Source organism: Pseudomonas sp. CC11G, assembly GCF_056174845.1.
Map to the genome: position 1 here is coordinate 39103 of NZ_JBWBZC010000018.1, position 23591 is coordinate 62693.

General features: G+C 61.3%; 19 protein-coding genes and 2 pseudogenes. 17 read left to right on the plus strand and 4 right to left on the minus strand.

What is annotated here, in order from left to right:
- The first annotated feature begins 157 nt into the window (after positions 1 to 157).
- The 3 genes and pseudogenes from AC0V2S_RS19630 to AC0V2S_RS19640 all read left to right on the plus strand — a co-directional run bounded on the left by AC0V2S_RS19630 (position 158) and on the right by AC0V2S_RS19640 (position 3393).
- Positions 158 to 1306 (plus strand): acyl-CoA dehydrogenase family protein, encoded by a 1149-nt coding sequence (locus AC0V2S_RS19630; RefSeq protein ID WP_475511185.1) that lies wholly within the window; start codon positions 158 to 160, stop codon positions 1304 to 1306.
- Between the two features lie 95 nt (positions 1307 to 1401).
- Positions 1402 to 2535, plus strand: a pseudogene (locus AC0V2S_RS19635) (cache domain-containing protein); the annotation flags it as partial.
- 15 nt (positions 2536 to 2550) lie between these two features.
- Positions 2551 to 3393 carry a methyl-accepting chemotaxis protein gene (locus tag AC0V2S_RS19640; protein ID WP_475511243.1) on the plus strand — a complete coding sequence of 281 codons (843 nt, stop codon included), beginning with the start codon at positions 2551 to 2553 and terminating at the stop codon, positions 3391 to 3393.
- Between the two features lie 93 nt (positions 3394 to 3486).
- Here the strand turns inward: AC0V2S_RS19640 and rapA are convergent, their stop codons facing one another.
- A complete protein-coding gene (gene rapA, locus AC0V2S_RS19645; RefSeq protein ID WP_475511186.1) occupies positions 3487 to 6333 on the minus strand; it encodes an RNA polymerase-associated protein RapA in 2847 nt (948 codons plus the stop codon).
- Positions 6334 to 6588: 255 nt separating this feature from the next.
- Between rapA and AC0V2S_RS19650 the strand changes: the two genes are divergently transcribed.
- The 7 genes from AC0V2S_RS19650 to AC0V2S_RS19680 all read left to right on the plus strand — a co-directional run bounded on the left by AC0V2S_RS19650 (position 6589) and on the right by AC0V2S_RS19680 (position 11313).
- Positions 6589 to 6888 (plus strand): aspartate-semialdehyde dehydrogenase, encoded by a 300-nt coding sequence (locus tag AC0V2S_RS19650; protein ID WP_475511187.1) that lies wholly within the window; start codon positions 6589 to 6591, stop codon positions 6886 to 6888.
- 10 nt (positions 6889 to 6898) lie between these two features.
- Positions 6899 to 7501, plus strand: coding sequence for an alpha-ketoglutarate-dependent dioxygenase AlkB family protein (locus AC0V2S_RS19655; RefSeq protein ID WP_475511188.1), 603 nt, complete (start codon positions 6899 to 6901; stop codon positions 7499 to 7501).
- Positions 7498 to 7662 carry a hypothetical protein gene (locus AC0V2S_RS19660; RefSeq protein WP_475511189.1) on the plus strand — a complete coding sequence of 55 codons (165 nt, stop codon included), beginning with the start codon at positions 7498 to 7500 and terminating at the stop codon, positions 7660 to 7662. The genes AC0V2S_RS19655 and AC0V2S_RS19660 overlap by 4 nt, the downstream gene beginning before the upstream one ends.
- A 155-nt stretch (positions 7663 to 7817) precedes the next feature.
- Positions 7818 to 7934, plus strand: a complete 117-nt coding sequence (gene ccoM, locus AC0V2S_RS19665; RefSeq protein WP_475511190.1) for a cytochrome c oxidase subunit CcoM — start codon at positions 7818 to 7820, stop codon at positions 7932 to 7934.
- A gap of 260 nt (positions 7935 to 8194) precedes the next feature.
- Positions 8195 to 10228, plus strand: coding sequence for an FUSC family protein (locus AC0V2S_RS19670; protein ID WP_475511191.1), 2034 nt, complete (start codon positions 8195 to 8197; stop codon positions 10226 to 10228).
- On the plus strand, positions 10215 to 10421 hold the full coding sequence (locus AC0V2S_RS19675) for a DUF1656 domain-containing protein (protein WP_475511192.1): 207 nt from the start codon (positions 10215 to 10217) through the stop codon (positions 10419 to 10421). Before AC0V2S_RS19670 ends, AC0V2S_RS19675 begins: the two co-directional genes overlap by 14 nt.
- A gap of 13 nt (positions 10422 to 10434) precedes the next feature.
- Complete coding sequence (locus tag AC0V2S_RS19680; protein WP_475511193.1) at positions 10435 to 11313, plus strand: efflux RND transporter periplasmic adaptor subunit; 879 nt, start codon at positions 10435 to 10437, stop codon at positions 11311 to 11313.
- 115 nt (positions 11314 to 11428) lie between these two features.
- Here AC0V2S_RS19680 and AC0V2S_RS19685 read toward each other — a convergent pair whose 3' ends face one another.
- A complete protein-coding gene (locus AC0V2S_RS19685; RefSeq protein WP_475511194.1) occupies positions 11429 to 11914 on the minus strand; it encodes a MaoC family dehydratase in 486 nt (161 codons plus the stop codon).
- Positions 11911 to 12870 (minus strand): lysophospholipase, encoded by a 960-nt coding sequence (locus AC0V2S_RS19690; protein WP_475511195.1) that lies wholly within the window; start codon positions 12868 to 12870, stop codon positions 11911 to 11913. The genes AC0V2S_RS19685 and AC0V2S_RS19690 overlap by 4 nt, the downstream gene beginning before the upstream one ends.
- Before the next feature lie 275 nt (positions 12871 to 13145).
- Here AC0V2S_RS19690 and fadD2 point away from each other — a divergent pair, with 275 nt between their 5' ends.
- Together fadD2 and fadD1 are read left to right on the plus strand one after the other, a co-directional pair.
- Complete coding sequence (gene fadD2 / locus AC0V2S_RS19695; RefSeq protein WP_475511196.1) at positions 13146 to 14834, plus strand: long-chain-fatty-acid--CoA ligase FadD2; 1689 nt, start codon at positions 13146 to 13148, stop codon at positions 14832 to 14834.
- A gap of 241 nt (positions 14835 to 15075) precedes the next feature.
- On the plus strand, positions 15076 to 16764 hold the full coding sequence (fadD1, locus tag AC0V2S_RS19700) for a long-chain-fatty-acid--CoA ligase FadD1 (protein ID WP_475511197.1): 1689 nt from the start codon (positions 15076 to 15078) through the stop codon (positions 16762 to 16764).
- Between the two features lie 120 nt (positions 16765 to 16884).
- On the opposite strand, the gene AC0V2S_RS19705 is transcribed toward fadD1, so the two are convergent.
- A complete protein-coding gene (locus AC0V2S_RS19705; RefSeq protein WP_475511198.1) occupies positions 16885 to 17733 on the minus strand; it encodes a LysR substrate-binding domain-containing protein in 849 nt (282 codons plus the stop codon).
- 134 nt (positions 17734 to 17867) lie between these two features.
- Here AC0V2S_RS19705 and AC0V2S_RS19710 point away from each other — a divergent pair, with 134 nt between their 5' ends.
- From AC0V2S_RS19710 to AC0V2S_RS19730, 5 genes and pseudogenes are all read left to right on the plus strand, one after another.
- Entirely contained in the window at positions 17868 to 18917 is a 1050-nt protein-coding gene (locus AC0V2S_RS19710; protein ID WP_475511199.1) for an agmatine deiminase family protein, read from the plus strand.
- Positions 18914 to 19822, plus strand: coding sequence for an N-carbamoylputrescine amidase (gene aguB / locus AC0V2S_RS19715; protein ID WP_475511200.1), 909 nt, complete (start codon positions 18914 to 18916; stop codon positions 19820 to 19822). The genes AC0V2S_RS19710 and aguB overlap by 4 nt, the downstream gene beginning before the upstream one ends.
- 2 nt (positions 19823 to 19824) lie before the next feature.
- Positions 19825 to 20910, plus strand: a complete 1086-nt coding sequence (locus tag AC0V2S_RS19720; RefSeq protein WP_475511201.1) for an extracellular solute-binding protein — start codon at positions 19825 to 19827, stop codon at positions 20908 to 20910.
- Positions 20911 to 20927: 17 nt separating this feature from the next.
- Positions 20928 to 22051: pseudogene (locus AC0V2S_RS19725) on the plus strand (agmatine deiminase family protein).
- Between the two features lie 149 nt (positions 22052 to 22200).
- Positions 22201 to 23517, plus strand: coding sequence for a hypothetical protein (locus tag AC0V2S_RS19730; RefSeq protein WP_475511202.1), 1317 nt, complete (start codon positions 22201 to 22203; stop codon positions 23515 to 23517).
- The last annotated feature ends 74 nt before the right edge of the window (positions 23518 to 23591 follow it).

Sequence of the window (23591 nt, forward strand, 5' to 3'; positions counted from 1 at the left end):
CAGTGGATCGCGTGCCTTTGTGGGAGAGGCTTCAGCCTCGATTGGCCGGTCCTGCTACCACCGGGTTTGCAGTCAACCCATCCCACCTAAATCGAAAGTTTGTTGAAAACCAAGCAAGCGCTCGGTATGTTCGGCCAAACCTTTGCGGGAGCCCGCCATGTCTGCCTTTCAGGAATACTTCGACGAATCTCACCAGCTCGTTCGCGATTCGGTCCGCCGTTTTGTCGAGCGTGAGATCCTGCCGCACGTGGCGGATTGGGAGGAGGCCGAGAGTTTTCCCCGCGAGCTGTACCTGAAAGCCGGCGCTGCCGGCATTCTCGGCATCGGTTACCCCGAGCAATTCGGCGGTAGCCATGAGGGCGACTTGTTTGCCAAAGTGGCGGCCAGTGAAGAGCTGATGCGCTGCGGTTCCGGCGGTTTGGTCGCCGGGCTCGGTTCGTTGGATATTGGTTTGCCACCCATCCTCAAATGGGCACGCCCGGAAGTGCGTGATCGTGTGGTGCCGCAGGTGCTCAGCGGCGAGAAGATCTGCGCCCTGGCCGTCACCGAGCCCAGCGGCGGCTCCGATGTCGCCAGCCTGAAAACCCGCGCCGTGCGTGACGGCGATTTCTACCGCGTAACCGGCAGCAAAACCTTTATCACCAGCGGCGTGCGCGCGGACTATTACACCGTGGCGGTGCGTACCGGCGGCGATGGGTTTGGCGGTGTAAGCCTGCTGCTTATCGAAAAAGGCACGCCCGGTTTTACCGTTGGCCGTCAGCTGAAAAAAATGGGCTGGTGGGCCTCCGATACGGCCGAGCTGTTTTTCGATGACTGCAAGGTGCCGGTGGGCAATCTGATTGGCGTGGAGAACATGGGCTTTGCTGGCATCATGGCCAACTTTCAGTCCGAGCGGCTGGCGTTGGCGATCATGGCCAATATGACGGCCGAGCTGGCGTTGGAGGAGTCTCTGAGTTGGGCGCGGCAGCGTGAGGCGTTTGGCAAACCCATCGGCAAATTTCAGGTGCTCAAGCACCGGCTGGCGGAGATGGCCACGCAGTTGGAAGTGTCGCGCGAATTCACCTATCGCCAGGCGGCGAAGATGGCGGCGGGCAAGTCGGTGATCAAGGAGATTTCCATGGCCAAGAACTTCGCCACGGATATTGCCGACCGCATTGTGTACGACGCGGTGCAGGTGGCCGGCGGTATGGGTTTTATGCGTGAAAGCCTGGTGGAGCGGCTGTATCGCGACAATCGGATTCTGTCGATTGGCGGCGGTACGCGAGAAGTGATGAACGAGATCATCAGTAAGCAGATGGGGTTGTAGCGCGCCGCCGGTTCGCGGTTGCCAGCTCGCCGCATCAAGTAATGGGGCGGCCAGCCGATAGGCGTTTACCCACCAGCAATCGCGGACTCCGGCTCATGTTGAAAACCATCCAGGCGCGTTACACCGCCACCCTCGTTTTATTCGTGTTGCTGATCGGTATCCTCACTGCGGTGGGCATCAACCTGTGGATCACCCCGAGCCTGACCGCCACCGACCAGCGTCAGCTGATCGATCAGGCGGCGCAGATCGGCGATGTGATCAAGACCGAACTGGCGCGCGTGCAAGCGCAGCAACGCGCGATCACCGAAATCGTCCCACAGCTAGACAATGAAAGCATCGACCGCCTGCTGCCCACGCTGGTCAATCAATACGGCGAGGCCAAGGTGTTTGGCGGCGGCATCTGGCCGCTGCCGGACAAACGTGAAGCCGGGCGGGCTAAATACAGCACCTTCTATCACCGCGACAGCAGCGGCAAACTGATCGTCAACACGCACTGGAACTCGCCCGAGTCGCTGAATTATTTCGAGCAGCCATGGTTTCTCGGCGGCCTCAAGGCGCCGGCCGGCCAGTGCAACTGGGCCAACGCCTACCGCGATGACGCCAGCCCCGAGCCGCGCACCAACTGCGCCATGGCCATCAGCAAGAATGGCGCAGCGTTTGGTGTGTCGACCATCGACGTGACCCTGGGCTTTTTCAACGACTTGGTGGCGCAGAAGGAACGCGAAATCCACGCGCTGGTGATGATCGTCGAGAAAGACGGCAAGGTGCTCAGCAACCAGCCAGAGATTGCCGGCAACAACGTGTTGAAGAATGTCTCTGACCTGGCCGGGCAATACCCCTTTGCCGCCGCGCTGCAACGCGCCCTGCGCGAGCCGTCCGCCACCGACCTGAGCCGCAGCACGTACACCGACAGCGACGGTGAAGACTACAACCTGTTCCTGCAACCCATCGCCGGCACCCCGTGGCTGCTGGCCGTGGCACAGCAGACCAGCCTGTTGACGGCGCAGAGCAGTAAGGTGTTGAGCACCCTAGCCGGGTTGCAGATTCCTATGGTGATCGTGCTGCTGCTGGTAACCGTATTCGCCCTCAGCCAGCTGATGAAGCGTCTGGCGGTACTGCGCGCCAATATCGACAAACTGTCGGCCGGCGATGCTGACCTGACCCAGCGCATCGTGATCCGCGCCGAAGACGAAGTGGGCGCGGTCGGGCATTCGGTGAACCGTTTTATCGTTTACTTGCAGACGATGATCAGCGAGGTGTCGCAATCCACATCAGTGATTGCGCAAGGCATCGAGCAACTGCGCGGGCAGTCGCACGGAACCAACCAGATTCTGATTCGCCACGCCAGTGAAACCGATCAGGCCGTGACCGCGATCACCGAGATGAGCTCCACCGCCGACGAGGTCGCCCGTAGCGCCGCGCAAACGGCGAGCATGACCCAGACCGCCAACGAAAATGCCCGTCACTCCAAGGTAGTGGTCGAGGATGCGTCCAACAGCGTGCGCGAATTGATCGGCGAAGTGGAGCTCGCCACCGCCAAGGTGCGCGCCATGGAGCAGGACGCCGGGCGCATCAACTCGGTACTGGGCGTAATTGGCGAGATCGCCGGGCAGACCAACTTGCTGGCGCTGAACGCCGCTATCGAAGCCGCGCGCGCTGGCGAGCAAGGCCGAGGCTTTGCCGTGGTGGCCGATGAAGTACGCGCACTGGCCGGGCGCACGCAAACCAGCACCTCGGAAATCAACGAAATGCTCGCCCGCCTGCAACAGGGTGTGGCAGCGGCCGTGGTGGCCATGGAGAACACCAAGCAAAGTTGCCAGGCCACGGTCGACAAGACCTCCAAGGTCAACGAGGGCCTGGATGTGATGACCGAATCGGTGGTGCGCATCAACGACCTGAGCACCCAAATCGCCACGGCGGCGGAAGAGCAGAGCGCGGTCAGCGAAGAGATCAACCGCAACATGGTCGCGGTGCGGCATATCGTCGAAGAGCTGGTCTCAGGCGGTGCCGAAAGCGAACACAGCACCGCTGCGCTCGCCGCGTCGAACGACAAGTTGATCGCCGTGGTGCGGCGCTTCAAGGTGTAACCGTCGCGCGGTTTTGCGCCGGCATAAAAAAGGCCACCCCTCTTGCGAGGAGTGGCCTTTTTTTGGGCGTGCTAAGCGCACCCTACAAGAGCGTTAGCCGGCCACGAGGACTCGAATTGCTTCGAGGCGCAGCGCCGCTTTATCCAGCATCGCCAACCCTTGCTCGCACTGGCTACGCAAGGTTTGCAGCTCGCTGTCACGCACGCTCGGGTTCACCGCCTGCAAAGCAGTCAGACGCGCCAGCTCTTCCTGGGTGTCCGCTGCCAAGCGACGTTTGGCTTCTTCAACACGCTCAACATGGCGTGGGCTGATCTTGCCTTCGGCCGAGTTAAGTTGCTGGTTGAGGCTGTCACGTTGCGCCTGCACGAACTTGTTGGCGCTGGCACGCGGCACGCTTTCCAGCTGGTCGTTGAGCTTCTCGAAGGAAACCTTGGCGGCCAGGTCGTTGCCGCTGGCATCCAGCAGGCAGCGCAGAGCAGCCGGTGGCAGGTAGCGGCCCAGTTGCAGGGCGCGCGGGGCGACGACTTCGCTGACGTACAGCAGTTCAAGCAACACGGTGCCGGGTTTCAGCGCCTTGTTCTTGATCAGCGCGACGGCGGTGTTGCCCATCGAGCCGGAGCGCACCAGGTCCATGCCGCCTTGCACCATCGGGTGTTCCCAGGTGAGGAACTGCATGTCTTCACGCGACAGCGCCTGGTTGCGGTCGTAGGTGATGGTCACGCCTTCGTCGTCGCCGAGCGGGAAGCTGGCGTCGAGCATTTTTTCGCTGGGGCGCAGAATCAGGGCGTTTTCCGAGTGGTCTTCGCTCTCGATACCGAAGGCTTCGAACAGCTCTTCCATATAGATAGGCAGGGCGAATTCGTCGTCTTGCTCGTGAATCGCTTCCACCAGCGCCTGGCCTTCGCCCGAACCGCCGGAGTTGAGTTCCAGCAAGCGGTCGCGGCCGCTGTGCAGTTCACCTTCGAGGCGAATGCGCTCGGCCTTGGCTTCGTCGACCAGCACTTGCCAGTCGCCGTCGTCGGCGCTTTCCAGCATCGGCAGCAGGCGCGGGCCGAACTGATGTTGTAAGGCGTTGCCGGTCGGGCAGGTGGCCTGGAAGGCGTTCAGCGCCTGGTGGTACCACTGGAACAGACGCTCCTGCGGGGTGTTTTCCAGGTACGGCACGTGCAGCTGGATGGTGTGCTTCTGGCCGATACGGTCGAGGCGACCGATACGCTGTTCCAGCAAATCCGGGTGCGCCGGCAGATCGAACAGCACCAGGTGATGGGAGAACTGGAAGTTGCGGCCTTCGCTGCCGATTTCCGAGCAGATCAGCACCTGGGCGCCGAATTCTTCGTCGGCGAAATAGGCCGCCGCGCGGTCGCGCTCAAGAATGTTCATGCCTTCGTGGAACACCGTGGCTGGAATGCCGGAGCGCACACGCAGGGCGTCTTCCAGGTCCATCGCGGTTTCGGCGTGGGCGCAGATCACCAGCACTTTGACGCGCTTGAGCATCTTCAGGGTGTCGATCAGCCAATCAACGCGCGGGTCGAATTTCCACCAGCGTTCTTCTTCGCTGGCTTCCGGCTGGGCCTGGAAGCTGACTTCCGGGTACAGGTCGGCGTGCTCGCCCACCGGCAATTCCAGGTACAGGTCTGGGCACGGCAGCGGGTAGGGGTGCAGTTCGCGCTCGGGGAAACCCTGCACGGCGGCGCGGGTGTTGCGAAACAGCAGGCGGCCGGTGCCGTGGCGGTCGAGCAACTCACGCACCAGACGCGCCGAGGCTTCGATATCGCCATCGCTGACGGCGGCCAGCAAGGCTTCGCCTTCGGCACCGAGGAAGCCGTGGATGGTTTTATGCGCGGCCGGGGACAGGCGGCCCTGGTCGAGCAGCTCTTGCACCGCTTCGGCCACCGGCTTGTAGTTGGCGCTTTCGGCGCGGAAGGCTTCCAGGTCGTGGAAGCGCGCCGGGTCGAGCAGGCGCAGGCGGGCGAAGTGGCTGTCCTGGCCAAGTTGTTCCGGGGTGGCGGTCAGCAGCAATACGCCGGGAATCACTTCGGCGAGTTGCTCAACCAGCTGGTATTGCGGGCTGGCTTGTTCTGGGTGCCAAACGAGGTGGTGGGCTTCGTCGACCACCAGCAGGTCCCAGCCAGCGGCGAACAGGGCGTCTTGCGCCTTGTCGTCCTCGCACAACCATTCCAGGGCCACGAGAGCGAGCTGGCAGTCTTCGAACGGGTTGCTGGCGTCGCTTTCAATAAAGCGTTCGGCGTCAAACAGCGCTACTTCCAGGTTGAAGCGGCGGCGCATTTCCACCAGCCATTGGTGCTGGAGGTTTTCCGGCACCAGAATCAGCACGCGGTTGGCGCGACCGGACAACAGCTGGCGGTGGATAACCAGGCCGGCTTCGATGGTTTTACCCAGGCCCACTTCGTCGGCCAGCAATACGCGTGGTGCGATGCGGTCGGCCACTTCGCGGGCGATGTGCAACTGGTGCGCGATCGGCTGCGCACGCACGCCGCCCAGGCCCCAGAGCGAGGACTGCAACTGGCGGCTGGTGTGTTCCAGGGTGTGGTAGCGCAGGGCGAACCAGTTCAGGGGGTCGATCTGCCCGGCGAACAGGCGGTCGCTGGCAAGACGGAACTGAATAAAGTTGGAGAGCTGGGTTTCCGGCATGGTCACCGGTTGGTGCTGCGCGTTGAGGCCGTGATAGATGAGCAGGCCGTCGATGTCGTCGACTTCCTGAACGGTGAGCTTCCAGCCTTCGAAATGGGTGATTTCATCGCCCGGGGAGAAACGCACACGGGTTAGCGGCGCATTGCGGGTGGCGTATTGGCGGGTTTCACCAGTGGCCGGGTAGAGCATGGTGAGCATGCGGCCGTCCTGTACCAGGACCGTGCCCAAGCCCAACTCCGCTTCGCTGTCACTAATCCAGCGTTGCCCCGGTTCATACTGCTGCGCCATGCCTGTCTCCCGCGATGAAAAAGCCGGCTATGGTAACGGAACCCGGCGGCCCTGGCCAAAGGCGATGAACATCAATTGCTTACTGGCCATTTGCTTTGAGTGCCATTGACCGCGTCAAAAAGGGCCAAATCGACTATTCATATGCTAAAAGTGTAGCGATGCGCGGCTAAAGTCGTCGATTTACTGGCCGACAGCCTGATCAAGGGTAGGTTTATTTACCTGCGCTCCACATGTCGTGTTGAAGGATAGCTGCTGATGCTTCCCCCCATTGCGCCGCACCTGGTTACGGTGCCGACTCAGCAAGACTCGATCAAACCGGTGCCTGCGGTGCCGGTGGTTGTGCCTGTTGAAAGTACGGCGCAGGAAAACGATGTGTCGTTTGAAAAGCGCAACGAGCAGGAAGCCGAGGAGTTGCTCTGGGAAGAGCAGCGCCGGCGGCGGCAACGGCGCGGATACAGCGCGGCGGAGTTGGCCGAAGGTGAAGTGGCCGAGGAAGATCAGGAGCTGATCGAGCAATTGCCGCGTCAAGGTTTGTGGGTCGATGTAGAAGTGTAGAGCGCGTTTTTTGGACCTTTTCGATACAGCCCCGATTTCCCTTCCCCATGCTGACCTGCGCTACACCCCGCACTGGGTGGATACGCGTACGGCAGACCAGTGGCTCGCCGAACTGTTGGCCCACACGCCGTGGGAGCAGCCCCAGGTTTTTATCCATGGCCAGCATTTTCCGGTGCCGCGCCTGCTCGCCTGGTATGGCGACGATGACGCCAGCTACCGCTATTCCGGCATGACCCACCAACCGCTGCCCTGGACGCCGCTGCTCGCCGAGATTCGCGAGCGGGTGCAGACGGAAGTGGGCGAGCGCTTCAATGGGTCGCTGATCAACCACTACCGCGACGGCCAGGACTCTATGGGTTGGCACAGCGATGCCGAGGCGGTGCTGGGGGCGAACCCGACGGTGGTGTCGCTTAACCTCGGCGGCACGCGGCGCTTCGACCTGCGCCAGGTGGGCGGCACGCGCATCGAGCACTCGCTGGAACTGGAACACGGTTCGCTACTGGTCATGGCCGGGCAGACGCAGCATTATTGGCAGCATCAGGTGGCCAAAACGCGCAAACCCTGCGCGCCACGGCTGAACCTCACTTTTCGTCTTATCCGGTCCCAGCCATGAGCAACGACAGCAAGCTGATCGACTTCGCCGCCGAGCGCGACAAGCGCGTTCACGACCTCAACGACAAACGCTTGAAAGAAGTGCGCGACGCCTTCGAGCAGGCCATGCCGCTGGGCAAAGCCAAAAAGAAAAAACCCAAGAACAAACCAAAAAAGCCCTGATCGCTCCCCGCGCGTTGCCGCTGCCTGGCGGCAACCGAAGTTATTTTCCCCGCGTAACCTGCCACCTCATTTGCCGTTGACTCAGATCAAGTTCGCCACCGAATCGGCTGCCTATTCTGTGCCCATTGGTTTCACGGGCACATCTGGAGGCTCATATGTATGTCGATATCGCAGTGTTCGCAGGGCTGGCCGTTGTGGCCCTGACCCTTGGTTTCTTCGGTGGTATTGGTTGGTTTATCCGTAGCGACATCCGTAAGCACAAAGCGCATTAACGAGGTTTCTACGGTTTCACAGGCACGCAAGGCTTTGGGGCAACTTAGGTTGCCCCTTTTTTTGCCCGCTCGCTTTGTGGTCGTCGGCCTTGCTGCGTTGGGAACGCTCCAAAAATGCTCACGTACAAGTGTACGCTCCGCTTTTTATCCCGCCCCCGCCTTGTCTGGCCTTAGCCCACGAACCTCGCACCGTCACCGCGTATCCCCTTTCCCTCGCTCACCAGCTATCTTGCATAGGTATTCCCTGACAGGTTCCTGCCGTGCGTACTCCCTTGCAGGCGTTCTTTGCGCCTGATCTTCCTGCCGTCAAATTTGCGATCAAAACCCTGATAGGCGCCGGCCTGGCGTTGTGGTGCGCGATGCGGTTTGGGTTGGAGCAGCCGCAGTGGGCCTTTATGACGGCGGTGATCGTCGCTCAGCCGTTGTCGGGCATGGTCGTGCAGAAGGGCCTGGCGCGGTTGTGCGGCACCTTGGTCGGCACGGTGATGTCGGTGGTGGTGATGGCGTTTTTTGCGCAGACGCCGTGGCTGTTTCTATTAGTGCTGGCGACCTGGCTGGGTATCTGCACCGCCGCGTCTACGTTGCTGCGCAGTGCCTGGTCGTATGCCTTTGTGCTGGCCGGTTACACGGTGGTGATCATTGCGCTGCCCTCGATCAGCAATCCCTTGAATGTGTTCGACCAGGCCGTGTCGCGCTGCACGGAAATTTCCCTGGGCATTGCCTGCGCCACGGTGATCAGTGCCTTGCTCTGGCCGCAGCGCGTGGAGCAGTTGCTCGCCAAGCAGGCCCGCGATGCCTGGGCGGCCGGTATTCAGGCGTCCAACGCGGCCTTGAGCGGCGAGCGCCAGGAACGCCAGGGCTTGCTTGGCGCGCTGGGTCGTATCGTGGCGGTGGACGCGCAGCGCGAGCACGCCTGGTTTGAAGGCAACCGCGGCCGGCAGCGAGCCGTTGCGTTGCGGGTGCTGAGTCGTGACTTGCTTACCCAACTGCGCCTGGCCCGCGGCGTGGCCCGCCAATGGCGGCAGCTGTCGCCGGCGGAAGCTGCGCAGGTGCAGCCATGGTTGGTTGAGGTGCAGCAGGCGCTGGATGATCCACAACAAAGCGTGCTGCTGACGCTGCGCGACCGCCTGCTCGCCGCCGTCGATGACGCCGCGTTACCGACCGTGCAGCAATATTGCCTGGGCCGTCTGGCCTTGCTGGTGCGTCAGGTGCTCGTTGCGCAGCAAACCCTGGATGCGGTGGAGCAGGGCGTGGCCCCGGAGGATGCGCCGCGCGCCATGTCCTGGCACCGCGATATACAAATGGCGTCGCTGTATGGCTTTCGCAGCGGCCTGGCATTTTTGCTGATTGCCACTTTCTGGCTGGCCACGGGCTGGACCTCCGCCGCCGGTGGCCTGACCATGACTGCCGTGCTCTGCAGCCTGTTCGCCAACCGCGAAAACGCCGCACAAATCGGCCTCGGTTTTCTGCGCGGGGTGATTTACTCGTTGCCGGTGGCTTTCGTGGTCGGCCAGTTGCTGCTGCCGCAACTCAGCGGTTTTCCGTTGCTGTACCTGGCCCTGGGAGTGCCGCTGTTCTTTGCTGCGCTGGGCATGACCAAACCGGCCGTTGCCGGCACCTGCACCTCCTTCGCCCTGCAATTTATCGTGCTCTGCGCGCCGCAGAATCTGATGCGTTATGACGTGGCGTCCTTCCTCAATCAGGCCGTGGCAATCGTGCTCGGCGTCGGGTTTGCTGTGCAGATTTTTCGCGTGATCGATCTGCGCAATCCGGTCTGGCACGCCCAGCGTCTGCTGCACGCCATGCTGGTCGACCTCAGCCGCCTGCCGCAGCGGCCGCTGGCTGGCGCCGAGAACTGGTTTGGCGGGCGCATGGCTGATCGCCTGTTGCAACTGGCTCGCCATTACCCAGTGCTGCCGGCGCATTCGCGCAGCCGTTGGGACGACGGCATCAGCGGCCTGGATCTGGGCGACGAGCTTCTGCATTTGCGCCGCTGCCTGGAGGTGTCCGACTCCCCGGATATGCACGACGCGGAAGCACGTTTTATGCGCGCCCTGGAACCGATTTTGCTCGAAGGCCCGCAAGGGCATTCGGTGTCAGCGCTGGATAAACCGGTAGTCGATCTGCTCGGCGCCCTACGCGGATCCGGCACCAGCATCGACCGCCGACTGGCCCAGGCCGCACTGCTGCAATTGCAATTCAGTTGGCGGCTGTGGTGCGAACAGTCGGAACTCAATCCCTATACCCCGCAGGAAACTGCGCCGACAAACGAGGCGAAACATGGGCTTGCGTGAGTGGGCACTGGGCGGCGTATTGCTCAGCCCTTTCTTGTTGTATGTGCTGTTGGCGTTGCTGTGCACCGGGCTGTTGCGCCTGGGCTTGCAGCGCGTGGGCGTGGCCCGCTGGATCTGGCACGAGGCGCTGTTCGACACCGCCTTGTTCGTATGCGTACTGGCGGCCGTGGTTGCCGTCACGAGTCGTTGGTAAGGAGGAGTGCGGTATGCGTTCAACCCTGCGGGTGGTGATCACCCTGTGTCTGGTCGCGGTGGCCGTCTGGGCCGGCTATGACTTGTGGCGGTATTACATGCTGTCGCCCTGGACCCGCGACGCGCGCATTCGCGCCGATGTGGTGGTGATTGCTCCGGATTTGTCCGGCTGGGTGGTCGACCTCAAGGTGCACGACAACCAGGAAGTGAAAGCCGGCGACCTGCTGCTTAGCCTCGACCGTCAGCGCTACCAGGCCGCCCTGGATAAAGCCCAGGCCGTGGCCAACACCCGTCAGCAGCAACTGCGCCTGCGCGACCACGAAGCTCAGCGCCGCGCCAGCTTGGGCCCGCAAGCCATCAGCGCGGAGCTCAAGGAAAACGCGCAGATCACCGCTGATATCGCCCGCGGCTCGCTGAAAGAAGCCCAGGCCGATGTGGCGCTGGCAGAACTCAACTTGGCGCGCAGCGAAGTGCGCGCGCCGCGTACCGGGCAGATCACCAACCTGCGGCTGGCCCAGGGCAACTACGTGACGGCCGGGCAGCCGGTGATGGCGCTGGTGGATGAAGAGTCGTTTTACGTGCAGGCGTATTTCGAGGAAACCAAGCTGCCGCGCATTCGGATCGGCGCGCCGGTGAAGGTCTGGCTGATGAGCGAAGGGCAGGCGTTGACCGGCAAGATTGAAAGCGTGAGTCGTGGCATTACCGACCGCAATGCGATTCCCGATGCGCAGCTGTTGGCCAACGTGGAGCCGACCTTTAACTGGGTGCGCTTGGCGCAGCGAATTCCGGTGCGGATCAAGCTCGACCCGTTGCCGAAGGATATGCAGCTGAGTGCGGGGATGACGGCGAGTGTGCGGGTGAGCGAGGAAGGGGAGGCGAGCGAGAGGCCGTAAAAATTTGTATCGGACTCCAGATTCTTGATCCCGGCCTGCGCCGGGATGACGGTGGTGTATTAAAGCCCACCGTCATTCCCGCGAAGGCGGGAATCCAGAATCTCGCAGGAAACGCTTAACCGATCTTAATCGCCGGCAGTTCAGTAAGGGTCACCGTCTGCTGCGAACGTGGCGCCAGAATTTCCGCCTCGCCATCTACCACCAATTCATCACGCTGGTTGAACACGCGAGTCGCCACGCGCACGCGAAACTTTGGCAGCTTTTCCAGAATTTCCAAACGCACGGTCAGGGTGTCGCCCAGTTTTACCGGCAGGGTAAAACGCATGGTCTGGCCCAGGTAGATGGTGCCCGGCCCAGGCAATTCGCAGGCTACGGCCGCGCTGATCAAGGCGCCGCTGAACATGCCATGCGCAATGCGCTCTTTGAACATGGTGCCGGCGGCGTATTCCGCGTCCAGGTGCACCGGGTTGTGGTCGCCGGATACCTCGGCGAACAGTTGGATATCACGCTCTTCTACGGTCTTGCTGTAGCTGGCGGTCTGGCCGACTTCGAGGGCTTCGTACGGGGTGTTAGTGCTGGTTTTAGCGGCTTGGGGGCTCATGCAGGCTCCTGGGTTTCGGGGTGGCTACGGCGGCTGTGGCTCAGAGCCTTGTCCAGCCAGCCGAGCAGGTCGGCCGTCACCTCGTCGCGGTTGGTCTCGTTGAGCAACTCGTGGCGGGCGTCCGGGTAAATTTTCAGCAGGGTGTTCTTGTGGCCGGCTTCGCGCAGCGCAGCGGTCAGGTCTTCAAGACGCTTGCCCTCGCTCACCGGGTCACGGCTGCCGCCAATAACCAGCAGCGGCAGGTCGGCGTCGATCTGCTTTAGGTGGTTGACCGGGGTGATCTGCTGCAGGCCTTCGAGCAGGTCGATCCACAACTGGTTGGTGCAGCGGAAACCGCACAGTGGGTCGTGGACGTACTTGTCCACTTCCTGCGGGTCGCGGCTGAGCCAGTCGAATGGTGTGCGGGTTGGCTTGAAGGCCTTGTTGAACGAGCCGAACGACAGAAACTCCAGCACCGCACTACGCCCGGTCGCGCCCTGGCGCCAGCGCTCGAAGCGGGCGATGGTCGCCGCGGCTTTATAGAGGCCCACCGGCTGGTAGTTGGAGCCCGACAGAATCGCGCCCTGCAAGCTGCAGCTGTGGTGCATCAGGTAGGCCTGGCCGATGTAGCTGCCCATGCTGTGGCCGAGCAGAAAGATCGGCGTGTTGGGGTGCTGTTGGCGGATATGGTGATTGAGGTTGGCCAGGTCATCGACCACGCGCTGCCAGCCTTTGTTTTCGGCGTACATGCCGAGCACACCGCGTTGAGCGGTTTTGCCGTGGCCGCGTTGGTCATGGGCGTACAGTTCATAACCGGCCGCCACCAGCGCTTCGCCCAAGCGGGCATAGCGACCGCCATGTTCGGCCATGCCGTGGGACACCATTACCACCGCTTTGGGTGCCTGTTCGGCGTACCAGCGGTTCACATATAAGGGTGCGGCATCGCTTGCCGTGAGCCAGAAGTCATCATGAAGCATGGGCAGTCCTCGTTCCTTGTTCTGCCAGGTAGGTTCTGCGCAAAGGTCTGTGGCAACAAATTCACAACAGAGCCGCTTTGGCAGGTTGGGCATTGTAGGGCCAGCGTGGACCCTTGTCCCAGCCCGGCGTCGTTTAGTCTGCTGCTACGAGTTGAGCAAGATTCACGTAATAAATGACGCTGCCTTTGGTATTTGCGCTGTGTGCCAGAGCTGCTAAGTTCCCGTCAGCCCCGAATGCGCGGGCCAGACACTCTCAGGTAACGAGGATAAAAATAATGCAACCTGATTTCTGGAGCGACAAACGCCCGGCCGGCGTCTCTAACGAGATTGACCTGGCCGCCTACAAGTCAGTCATTGAGGTGTTTGAGCGCTCCTGTAAGAAGTACGCCGACCGTCCGGCGTTCTCCAACATGGGCGTAACCCTCACGTACGCCGAGCTCGACCGCCTCTCCGCCGCGTTCGCCGGTTACCTGCAAAAGCACACCGATCTCAAGCCCGGTGATCGCATCGCCGTGCAATTGCCCAACGTGCTGAACTACCCAATTGCCGTGTTTGGCGCCATGCGTGCCGGTCTGGTGGTGGTCAACACCAACCCGCTTTACACCGCGCGCGAAATGCGCCACCAGTTCAAGGATGCCGGCGTTCGTGCGCTGGTGTACCTGAACGTGTTCGGCAAGCTGGTGCAGGAAGTGCTGCCCGACACCGACATCGAATTCCTCATCGAAGCCAAGATTGGCGACCTGCAACCGGCCCTCAAAGGCTGGCTGATCAACGCCGTCGTCAAGCACGTGAAGAAAGTCGTGCCTGAGTATCACCTGCCGCAAGCGGTCGGCTTCAAAGACGTACTCAAGCAAGGCCGTGGCCAGCCGTTGAAACCGGTGAAAGTCGGTCTCGACGACATCGCCGTGCTGCAATACACCGGCGGCACCACCGGCGTGGCCAAGGGCGCGATGCTCACCCACGGCAACCTGGTGGCCAATATGCAGCAGGTGGATGCCTGCCTGGCGCAGCTCGGCCCGGATGGCCGGCCGCTGATGCAGCCCGGTCAGGAAGTGATGATCGCGCCGCTGCCGCTGTACCACATCTATGCATTCACGGCGAACTGCATGTCGATGATGGTTAACGGCAACCACAACGTGCTGATCAGCAACCCACGTGATATCGGGGCCTTTATTAAGGAACTGAAGAAGTGGCGCTTCTCCGCGCTGCTGGGGCTGAACACCTTGTTCGTGGCGCTGATGGAGCACCCCGAGTTCAAGGACGTCGACTTCTCCAACCTCAAGGTCACCAATTCCGGTGGTACCGCGCTGGTGAAAGCCACCGCCGAACGTTGGAAAGCAGTCACCGGTTGCACCGTTGTGGAAGGTTACGGCCTGACTGAAACCTCGCCGGTCGCCAGCACCAACCCTTACGGCGACAAAGCGCGCCTGGGCACCGTCGGTATTCCGGTACCGGGCACCGCCTTTAAGGTGGTCGACGACAATGGCGTTGAACTGCCACTGGGCGAGCGCGGCGAGCTGTTGATCAAGGGCCCGCAGGTGATGAAAGGCTACTGGCAGCGCCCAGACGCTACCGCCGAGGTGCTGGATGCTGAAGGCTGGCTGAAAACCGGCGACATCGCGGTGATCGACCCCGACGGCTTTACTCGTATCGTGGACCGCAAGAAAGATCTGATCATCGTCTCCGGTTTCAACGTGTACCCGAACGAAATCGAAGACGTGGTAATGGCTCACCCGAAAGTGGCGAGCTGTGCAGCCATCGGCGTGCCAGACGAGAAGTCGGGGGAGGCGGTGAAGCTGTTTGTGGTGGCGCGCGAAGGCGGTTTGACTGCCGAAGAGCTCAAGGCCTACTGCAAGGAAAACTTCACCGGCTACAAAGTACCCAAGCACATCGTGTTCAAGGATTCGCTGCCGATGACTCCGGTCGGCAAAATCCTGCGCCGCGAATTGCGCGACATCGCCTGAAAACCTCGGCTTAAAGCCGCTCGTCGGCTTTAAGCGGGTTTTGTTCAAAACGTGACCGGCAGCCTAGCTCTCGGTCATTTTTTGACCGGTGAGGCCATGTTTGGTGCTGGTCCCCCCAGTTCAAAGCTGCTAATCTCGGCGCGCTTTTTGGCCTGACAGCACGGTCAAAAATGCACGAAAATCACAAAAAACATCCGTCATCGCGCGGTGAAGATTAGCTGTTGCTTAGGAGTGGGCTTCCATGATCGAAAACTTCTGGAAGGATAAGTACCCTGTTGGGGTTGCTGCCGAAATCAACCCCGATCAGTACCCGAATATTCAAACGGTACTGAAACAGTCTTGCGAACGCTTCGCCAACAAGCTGGCCTTCAGCAACATGGGCACGTCGCTTACCTATGGTGAGATGTACGCGTTGTCGGGTGCTTTTGCCGCTTACCTGCAACAAAACACCGATCTGCAGCCGGGCGACCGCATCGCCGTGCAGCTGCCGAACGTTCTCCAGTATCCCGTCGTCGTATTCGGTGCCATCCGTGCAGGCCTGGTGGTGGTCAACACCAACCCGCTGTACACCGCCCGGGAAATGGAACACCAATTCAACGACTCTGGCGCCAAGGCCCTTATCTGCCTGGCGAACATGGCGCACCTGGCTGAAGCCGTGCTGCCGAAAACCGGCGTCAAGCATGTGATCGTCACCGAAGTGGGCGACATGCTGCCGCCGCTCAAGCGCCTGCTGGTCAACAGCGTGGTCAAGTACGTGAAGAAGATGGTGCCGGCCTACAACCTGCCGCAGTCCGTCAAACTCAACGACGCACTGGCCAAAGGCCGTGGCCAGGCGGTTAAAGAAGCCAGCCCGCAAAGCAGCGACATCGCCGTACTGCAATACACCGGCGGCACCACCGGCGTGGCCAAGGGCGCGATGCTTACCCACCGCAACCTGATCGCCAACATGCTGCAAGTGAAGCAACTGATGGGCGCCAACCTCAATGAAGGTTGCGAGATCGTCATTTCGCCGCTGCCGCTGTACCACATCTACGCGTTCACCTTTCACTGCATGGCGATGATGCTGTTGGGCGGCCACAACGTGCTGGTCACCAACCCGCGCGACCTGCCGACCATGGTCAAAGACCTGTCCAAGTTCAAGTTCACCGGCTTTGTCGGCCTGAACACCTTGTTCGTCGCCCTGTGCCACAACGAAGGCTTCCGTCGCCTTGACTTCTCCGCGCTGAAACTCACCGTTTCCGGCGGCATGGCCCTGCAACAAGCTACCGCCGAACGCTGGAAAGAAGTCACCGGCTGCGCCGTGTGCGAAGGCTTTGGCATGACCGAAACCAGCCCGGTGGCCACGGTTAACCCGTTCAACGCCATTCAGCTGGGCACCATCGGTATTCCGGTACCGTCGACCCTGTGCAAAATCATCGACGACGACGGCAAAGAGCTGGAAATCGGCGCCGTGGGCGAGCTGTGCGTCAAGGGCCCGCAAGTGATGAAAGGCTACTGGCAGCGCCAGGACGCCACCGATGAAATCCTCGACAGCGACGGCTGGTTGAAGACCGGTGACATCGGCCTGATTCAGGAAGATGGCTACCTGCGTATCGTCGACCGCAAGAAAGACATGATTCTGGTGTCCGGCTTCAACGTGTACCCCAACGAACTGGAAGACGTGCTCGCCACCCTGCCAGGCGTGATGCAGTGCGCGGCCATTGGTGTGCCGGACGAGAAGTCCGGTGAAGCGATCAAGATTTTCGTGGTCGTGAAACCGGGTGCCAGCGTTACCAAAGAACAAGTCATGGAGCACATGCGCGCCAACGTCACCGGCTACAAGGTGCCCAAGGCCGTGGAATTCCGCGACGTATTGCCGACCACCAACGTGGGCAAAATTCTGCGTCGTGAGTTGCGTGATGAAGAGCTGAAGAAGCTCGGCAAGAAGTAAGTTCTCGCCATGTGAAAACGCCACCTTCGGGTGGCGTTTTTGTTTGCGGCTGCTCTTTGTGGGGTGTGCTGCGCGCACCATGGGGTACACGCCGAAATCGCCTGGTGCGCGCAGCACACCCTACAAAATCCTTTCCACCAACCACTCGCTAAAACTGCGGGTCAACGGACTGCTCTCGCTATCCCGATGAATCAACCACGCCCAATTCGGCCCGCGAATACTGCGCGGCACCAGCGGCAGCAATTGCCCGCTCGCCAACGCCGGCTGCGCCAATAACTCACTTACCAACGCCATCCCCAACCCATTGCACGCCGCGTCCAGCAGCAACCCCGGGTCGGAGAAATTCAACCCGTGGCTCTGCTGCCCCAGGTCTTCGCCGTCTTCCACCTGCCAATGGCTCCAATCCATTTCCCGCTCGCCATGCAAGGTACTGCGCGTGGAGGAATCGAGGAGGGCAGGGCTGCACACGGGATAAAGCCGGTCGTTATGCAGCACCCGAAACGCACATTCGGCCTGGGCGCTGACGTCGTCGCGCACGGCAATGTCGATGGTTTGCGTGGTCATGTCCGGGGCTTCATCGGTGGTGAACAACCACAGATCCACCTCCGGATGCTGCTGGCGAAAATCCGCCAAACGCGGCAGCAACCAATGTCGGGCAAACGCCGGCGTGGTGTTCACCACCAGCTGATTGGGTTTGCGGTATTGCTCCAGACGGCGAATGCCGACGGCCAGTTGCTGCAGCAGCGACTGCGTAGTGCTGAGCAAATCATGCCCGGCATCGGTGAGCGCCACGCTGCGCCCATTGCGGAAAAACAGCGGCTGCTCAAGGAAGCTTTCCAGGCTGCGAATCTGCTGGCTGATCGCCGATTGGGTGAGGTGCAACTCGTCCGCCGCCTTGTGAAAACTGCCCAGGCGGGCGGCGGCTTCAAAGCCTCGCAAAGCGTTCAGCGGCGGCCAATGTTTAAGCATGATCGATAAGCTCCGCTAATCATAAGTGCGCAAAATCTATCGTTTGTTGCGGATTTTTTACAAGCCTAGCATGCATGCCATCCCCGTTAAGGCGGGTTTCAGTGATTACAAATACTTAACTGAAGAGGCAGGTTATGCACAGCAGCGATGCACAACAAACAGGTTGGTTTATGCCGGCAGAGTGGGCGCCACATGCCGCCACCTGGATGGTTTGGCCACATAACAAGGCGCTGTGGGAAGCGGGTTGGCAGGTAAGTCTGGAGCAGGTGCAAAGCGACTTCGCCGGGGTGGCCAATGCCATTGCCCGGTTCGAGCCGGTAAAGATGGTGGTCGACCCCTCGGCCCTGCAAAGTGCGCGTTTGCTCTGCGGCCCCGGCGTGGAATTGGTCCCGCTGGCGGTGAACGACAGCTGGTTCCGCGACTCCGGCCCCAGCTTTGTCTGCCACCCCACACTCGGCCTGGCAGGCGTGAGCTGGCGCTTCAATTCGTGGGGCGGCAAATCGGCCCATGACCTCGATGAAAGCGTCGCCCGCCGGGTACTCAACGGCCTGGGCCTGGACTGCTTCGGCACGCCGCTCAGCAACGAAGGCGGCGCCATTCACGTCGACGGCGACGGCACGCTGATCACCACCGAGTCGGTGCTGCTCAACCCCAACCGCAACCCGGGCGCGACCAAAAAAGACATCGAAGAAGTCTTTACGCGTCTGCTCGGCGTACGCAAAGTCATCTGGCTGCCGGGCGACCCCGACTACGTCACCGGCGATATGACCGACGGCCACGTCGACGGCGTGTGCGCCTTCGCCAAACCTGGCGCGCTGCTGGTGGACGCCACCCGAGACAGCACGTCCACCTACGCCAAGGTCGCCAAGGAAAACCACCGGGCCCTGGAGCTGGCCACCGACGCCCGTGGCCGGCATTTCGAGATGCTCGAACTGTTCGAAGCCAGCGACGCGGTAGACCCGGATGCCGAGGTGTTCTGCGCCTCGTATACCAACTTCTACCTGGCCAACGGCGCGGTGATCATGCCGGCCTACGGCATTGAGGCCGATCAGGTGGCGGCGCACACCCTGGCCCAGGCTTTCCCCGGTCGTGAAGTGGTGCCGGTGCGTATCAACCACCTGGCCCATGGCGGCGGTGGCGTGCACTGCATTACCCAGCAGCAACCTGCGTGGACGAAGTCATGAGCCTGCTGACCGTCGCCACCACGCAAATGGCCTGCAGCTGGGACTTGCCGGCCAACCTCGACCAGGCCGAAAGCCTGGTGCGCGAGGCGGCTTCCGCCGGCGCGCAGGTTGTCCTGCTGCAAGAGTTGTTTGCCACGCCGTACTTCTGCATCGAACAGCAGCATCAGCACCTGGAACTCGCCGAGGCCTATGGCACCAGCCGGTTGCTCAGCCGCTTTGCCGCGCTGGCCAAGGAGTTGGGTGTGGTGTTGCCGATTAGCTGGTTCGAAAAGGCCGGCAACGCCTACTTCAACTCCATGGTCATGGCTGACGCCAACGGCCGCCTGCTCGGCGTGTACCGCAAAACCCATATTCCCAATGCCGTGGGGTATCAGGAGAAGGAGTACTTCAGCCCCGGCGACACCGGTTTCCGCGTCTGGGATACCGCCTTCGGCCGCCTCGGCGTGGGTATCTGCTGGGACCAGTGGTTCCCGGAAACCGCACGCTGCCTGGCGTTGCAAGGCGCCGAAGTGCTGCTGTTTCCCACCGCCATCGGTTCGGAACCGGGTGCGGCGGCGTTGGATTCGCGCGATCACTGGCAGCTCACCATGCGCGGTCACGCGGCGGCCAACATCCTGCCGGTAGTCGCGGCCAACCGTATCGGCACTGAAGTTGCGCGCAGCGATGCAGGGCTGAGCATGACCTTCTACGGCTCCTCGTTTATCACCGACCACAAAGGCCAGTTGCTCTGCGAAGCGGGGCGTGAGGAGCGGGCCGTGTTGCTGCAACAGCTGGACCTCGCCGCCATGGCCGACGAGCGCCGCGCCTGGGGCATCTACCGCGACCGCCGGCCCGAAATGTACGGCGCGCTGCTCAGCCTCGACGGCCACACCACTCACCCCCGCTGGACCCACCAAGGAAACTGATCATGCGAATTCGTACCGCTGTGCTTGGCCTTGCCCTGTGTTTGAGTGTCGGCGCCGCTCAGGCCGAAGAGAAAACCCTGCGCCTGTTCAACTGGGCCGACTACTTTGCCGAAGACACCCTGAAAGCCTTTACCGCGGAGACCGGCATTCAGGTGGTGTACGACCAGATGGACAGCAGCGAGGTGTTGGAGGCTAAGTTGATGGCCGGGCACAGCGGCTACGACCTGGTATTCCCTGGTGACACCGTGGCCGAACGGCTGATGCGCGCCGGCAGCCTGCAAACCCTGGATAAAAGCAAAATTGCCGCCCTGGCCGATCTCGAGCCAGGCCTGCAGAAACTGCACGACCAATACCCGCGCGCCAAGGACGCCACCGTGCCCTACACCTGGGGCACCATCGGCCTGACCTATAACGCCGCGGCCATCGAAAAACGTATGCCCGGCGCGCCGGTAAACAGCCTGGATATGCTGTTCAAACCGGAGCTGGCCGCCAAGTTCGCCGACTGCGGTATTTCGCTGATCGACTCGCCCGATGAAGTGCTCGCCGTGGTGCTCAACTACCTCGGCCGCGAGCCGCGCAGTGGCAAGCCCGAAGACCTGAAAGCGGCCACCGACCTGCTGCTCAAACTGCGCCCCTATATCCGCAAATTTCAATCGCAGCCGGTGACCGAATTGGTCAATGGCGACCTGTGCCTGGCCCTCGGTTACAGCGGCGATGTGATTCAGGCGCAACGCACCTCCGCGGCTGCCGGCAAAGCTGCCGACTTCCAATACCGCGTACCGCGTGAAGGCACCACCATCTGGATGGACACCATGGCCATCCCCGCCGGCGCCGCCCACCCCGAGTACGCCTACGCCTTTATCAACTTCGTGATGCGCCCGGCCAATATGGCTGCCATCAGCAATTTCACCGGCTACCCGACTTCCAACGCCAAGGCGCGGCCCCTGGTGGAAGCACAGCTGCGCGACAACCCGGATATCTACCTGCAACCGGCCACCTATGACCGCCTGATCGCCGGCAAAGACATTCCGCAAAAAGACATGCGTGCGCGTATGCGCGCCTGGACCCAATTCAAGACGGCGCAATAAGCGCAAGGAGCAGCGACATGGCAACACGTCGAGACTTCATCAAGCAGCTAAGCGCCGTCGCCGGCCTCGGCATGGCCAGTTCGATGGGCGTAGGCCTGGGCCTGCGGGCGACCCCGGTACGGGCGGCCGGCGACTGGTTTATGCCGGAAGAAAGCCTGCCGCAACAACGTGCCTTCGTAGCCTTTGGCGCGCAGTCGGCGATCTGGGATGACTGGACTGCCGATGTGCAGGACTGCATAGCCCGTATTGCCAAGGCCATCGCCCAGTTTCAGCCCGTGACCGTGCTGTGTCGCAGCAGCGAACTGGCCCTGGCCAAACGTAAATGCGGCACCACCAATATGCGGTTTCTCACCACCGCGCTCGACGACGTGTGGATCCGCGATAGCGGCGCCAACTTCGCCATCGACGAGGAGGGCGGGCTGTACGCCATCGACTTCAACTTCAGCGGCTGGGGCGGCAAACAACAGCATGGCAACGATGCGCAGGTGGCGTCATTTATGAGCAGCAACGCCAACGCCACGTACGTGCGCAGCCAACTGACCGGCGAGGGCGGTGGCATTGAAGTGGACGGCAATGGCACGGCGATCATGACCGAGAGCTGCTGGGTGAGCAGCAATCGCAACCCCGGCTGGAGCAAGGCCCAGGTGGATGCCGAACTGAAGGCCATGCTGGGCTTGCGCAAAATCATCTGGTTGCCGGGTATCAAGGGTAAGGACATCACCGATGCCCACGTCGATTTCTACGCCCGTTTCGTCAAACCCGGCGTGGTGGTCGCCAACCTCGACAACGACCCGGCCTCCTACGACTACGCAGTAACTCGTACCCACCTGGAGATTCTAAAAAAGCCACCGATGCTGTCGGCAAGCGCCTGCAGATTCATACGTTGTCGCCGCCGCGTACGCTGCGCAGCAACAAGTTCACCCGCAACAACGCCGATTTTGCGCCGGGCTATATCAACTACCTGCCGGTAAACGGCGGCCTCATCGTCCCGCAATTCGGCGATAGCGCGGCCGATGCCACGGCCAAGGCGCTGCTGGAAAAACTGTATCCGGGGAGGCAGGTGGTGCAGCTGAACATTGATGCGGTGGCGGCGGGGGGAGGCGGTATTCACTGTGTGACGCAGCAGCAACCGGTGGTGTGAGCGGCAAGTTTGGCGCCAGCCGCTGTGTGTAGGAGATGTTCCCTGTGTTGCGGGCATTTTTCCCCGGAAACGCCAGCCTTAGGTGACAGCCCGCAACGACCCAGTTGTTCAAACTTGCTGCCTTAATCTCGTTACCGCACAGGTTTGTTATGGAACGTTCCCTTTCTACGTTGAATGCAGTGGTTGGGTTTTTTCTGGGTTGGCGTTGTTTTTCACGATGGGGGGGCGGCAGCTTCCGCTTCAATTCGGTGTTGCTGGTCGTGGTCCTGGCAGGCGGCGTTTTAGCATCGCCCGCGGCCATGGCGAGATGCGGGTGGATGGGACTTACTGGGACTCCCGCCTTAGACGATTTCCAGTTTTTACTCGCCGGAAAAAAGTTTATGGCGAACAAACACTGGATAGAAGATCCCCGTGCGCCCTTTCCAATAGGCACCTTGATGGGGGCGTGGGAATCCACAATAACGTTCACGCTCTGCAACGACCTCAAGGACTTGGCCAATCAAAACGTGTACTTGGTGTACGAGCCTCCCGCAAACGCCAGCCCGCGGGGTGCAGGGTATCGGATGCCGACGAGCAATCCTGCGGTGGTCATAGACCTGGAATTTTCCGCTGGTATCCCCTATCCGCCACGACCGGGCAGCATCATTTTGTCGAGATCGGCCAGTACCGTGAACCAACTAGGAGCGCTGGGGGGGGTGTTTCCCGGTTACCCGGTGAAACTGACGATGGTTAAAATCGGAAATTTTTCCAACGCCAACATCCCGATCGAGGGCCCCAACGATATGGGCGTATTCAAGTACTACGGCGTACAGAACGGCACGGAGGCTGTCTTTCGCCAGCGGTCGAGCATGCCGCCCTACTACGGTGTGGGCCCGCCGGATGTGGGCGCCTATGTGGGTCAGGCCTACACGCCGTATTGCAGTTTCATCCTGGCGGGGAGTTTTAACTTTTCGGTTGTAACGTTAACGCCGGTGAACACAGGTGCGTTCAAGGGGGTTGGGCCAGCGGACCATCCGGCAAAGATGGAGGGGTTTGGGTTTCAGTGCAGGGGCACGAGTACGACGCAACCGGAAATCTACTTCGAGGCCACTTACCCCTTGGGTGACGGGAGCACTGGCGTAGGCATGGAATCAGCCACAAGCGATGTGGGTGTGCAGATTTTATTCAATGATGTTCCGGTTCGGCTGGGGTCAGCATTTGCACAGCACGTGCCGACAGTTATGACTCCCGTGCGCGACCTTATTGTTGGCCTCGGCCCGGCGGCCTCTCCCCACGGCTCTCTTTGTCTGCCCAATTCCAATTGCGACGCGGATATGGCGAGCACCGACTGGTTCAAAACCGAGGCGGCATGGGAGCGTGGGCCCATCACCGCCCCGGTTACCCTCAAGTACTATCAAACCACCCCGAATAAGCCCAAGCCTGGCACGCTCAGAGTGCCCTTTACGATCACCGTCAACGTTCAATGAAGTATCCCGGTTAGCCACGGGCTAACTCGGTAATCAGACGACGCCATTGCCGGGACGGGCCGGGGGCGGTAACG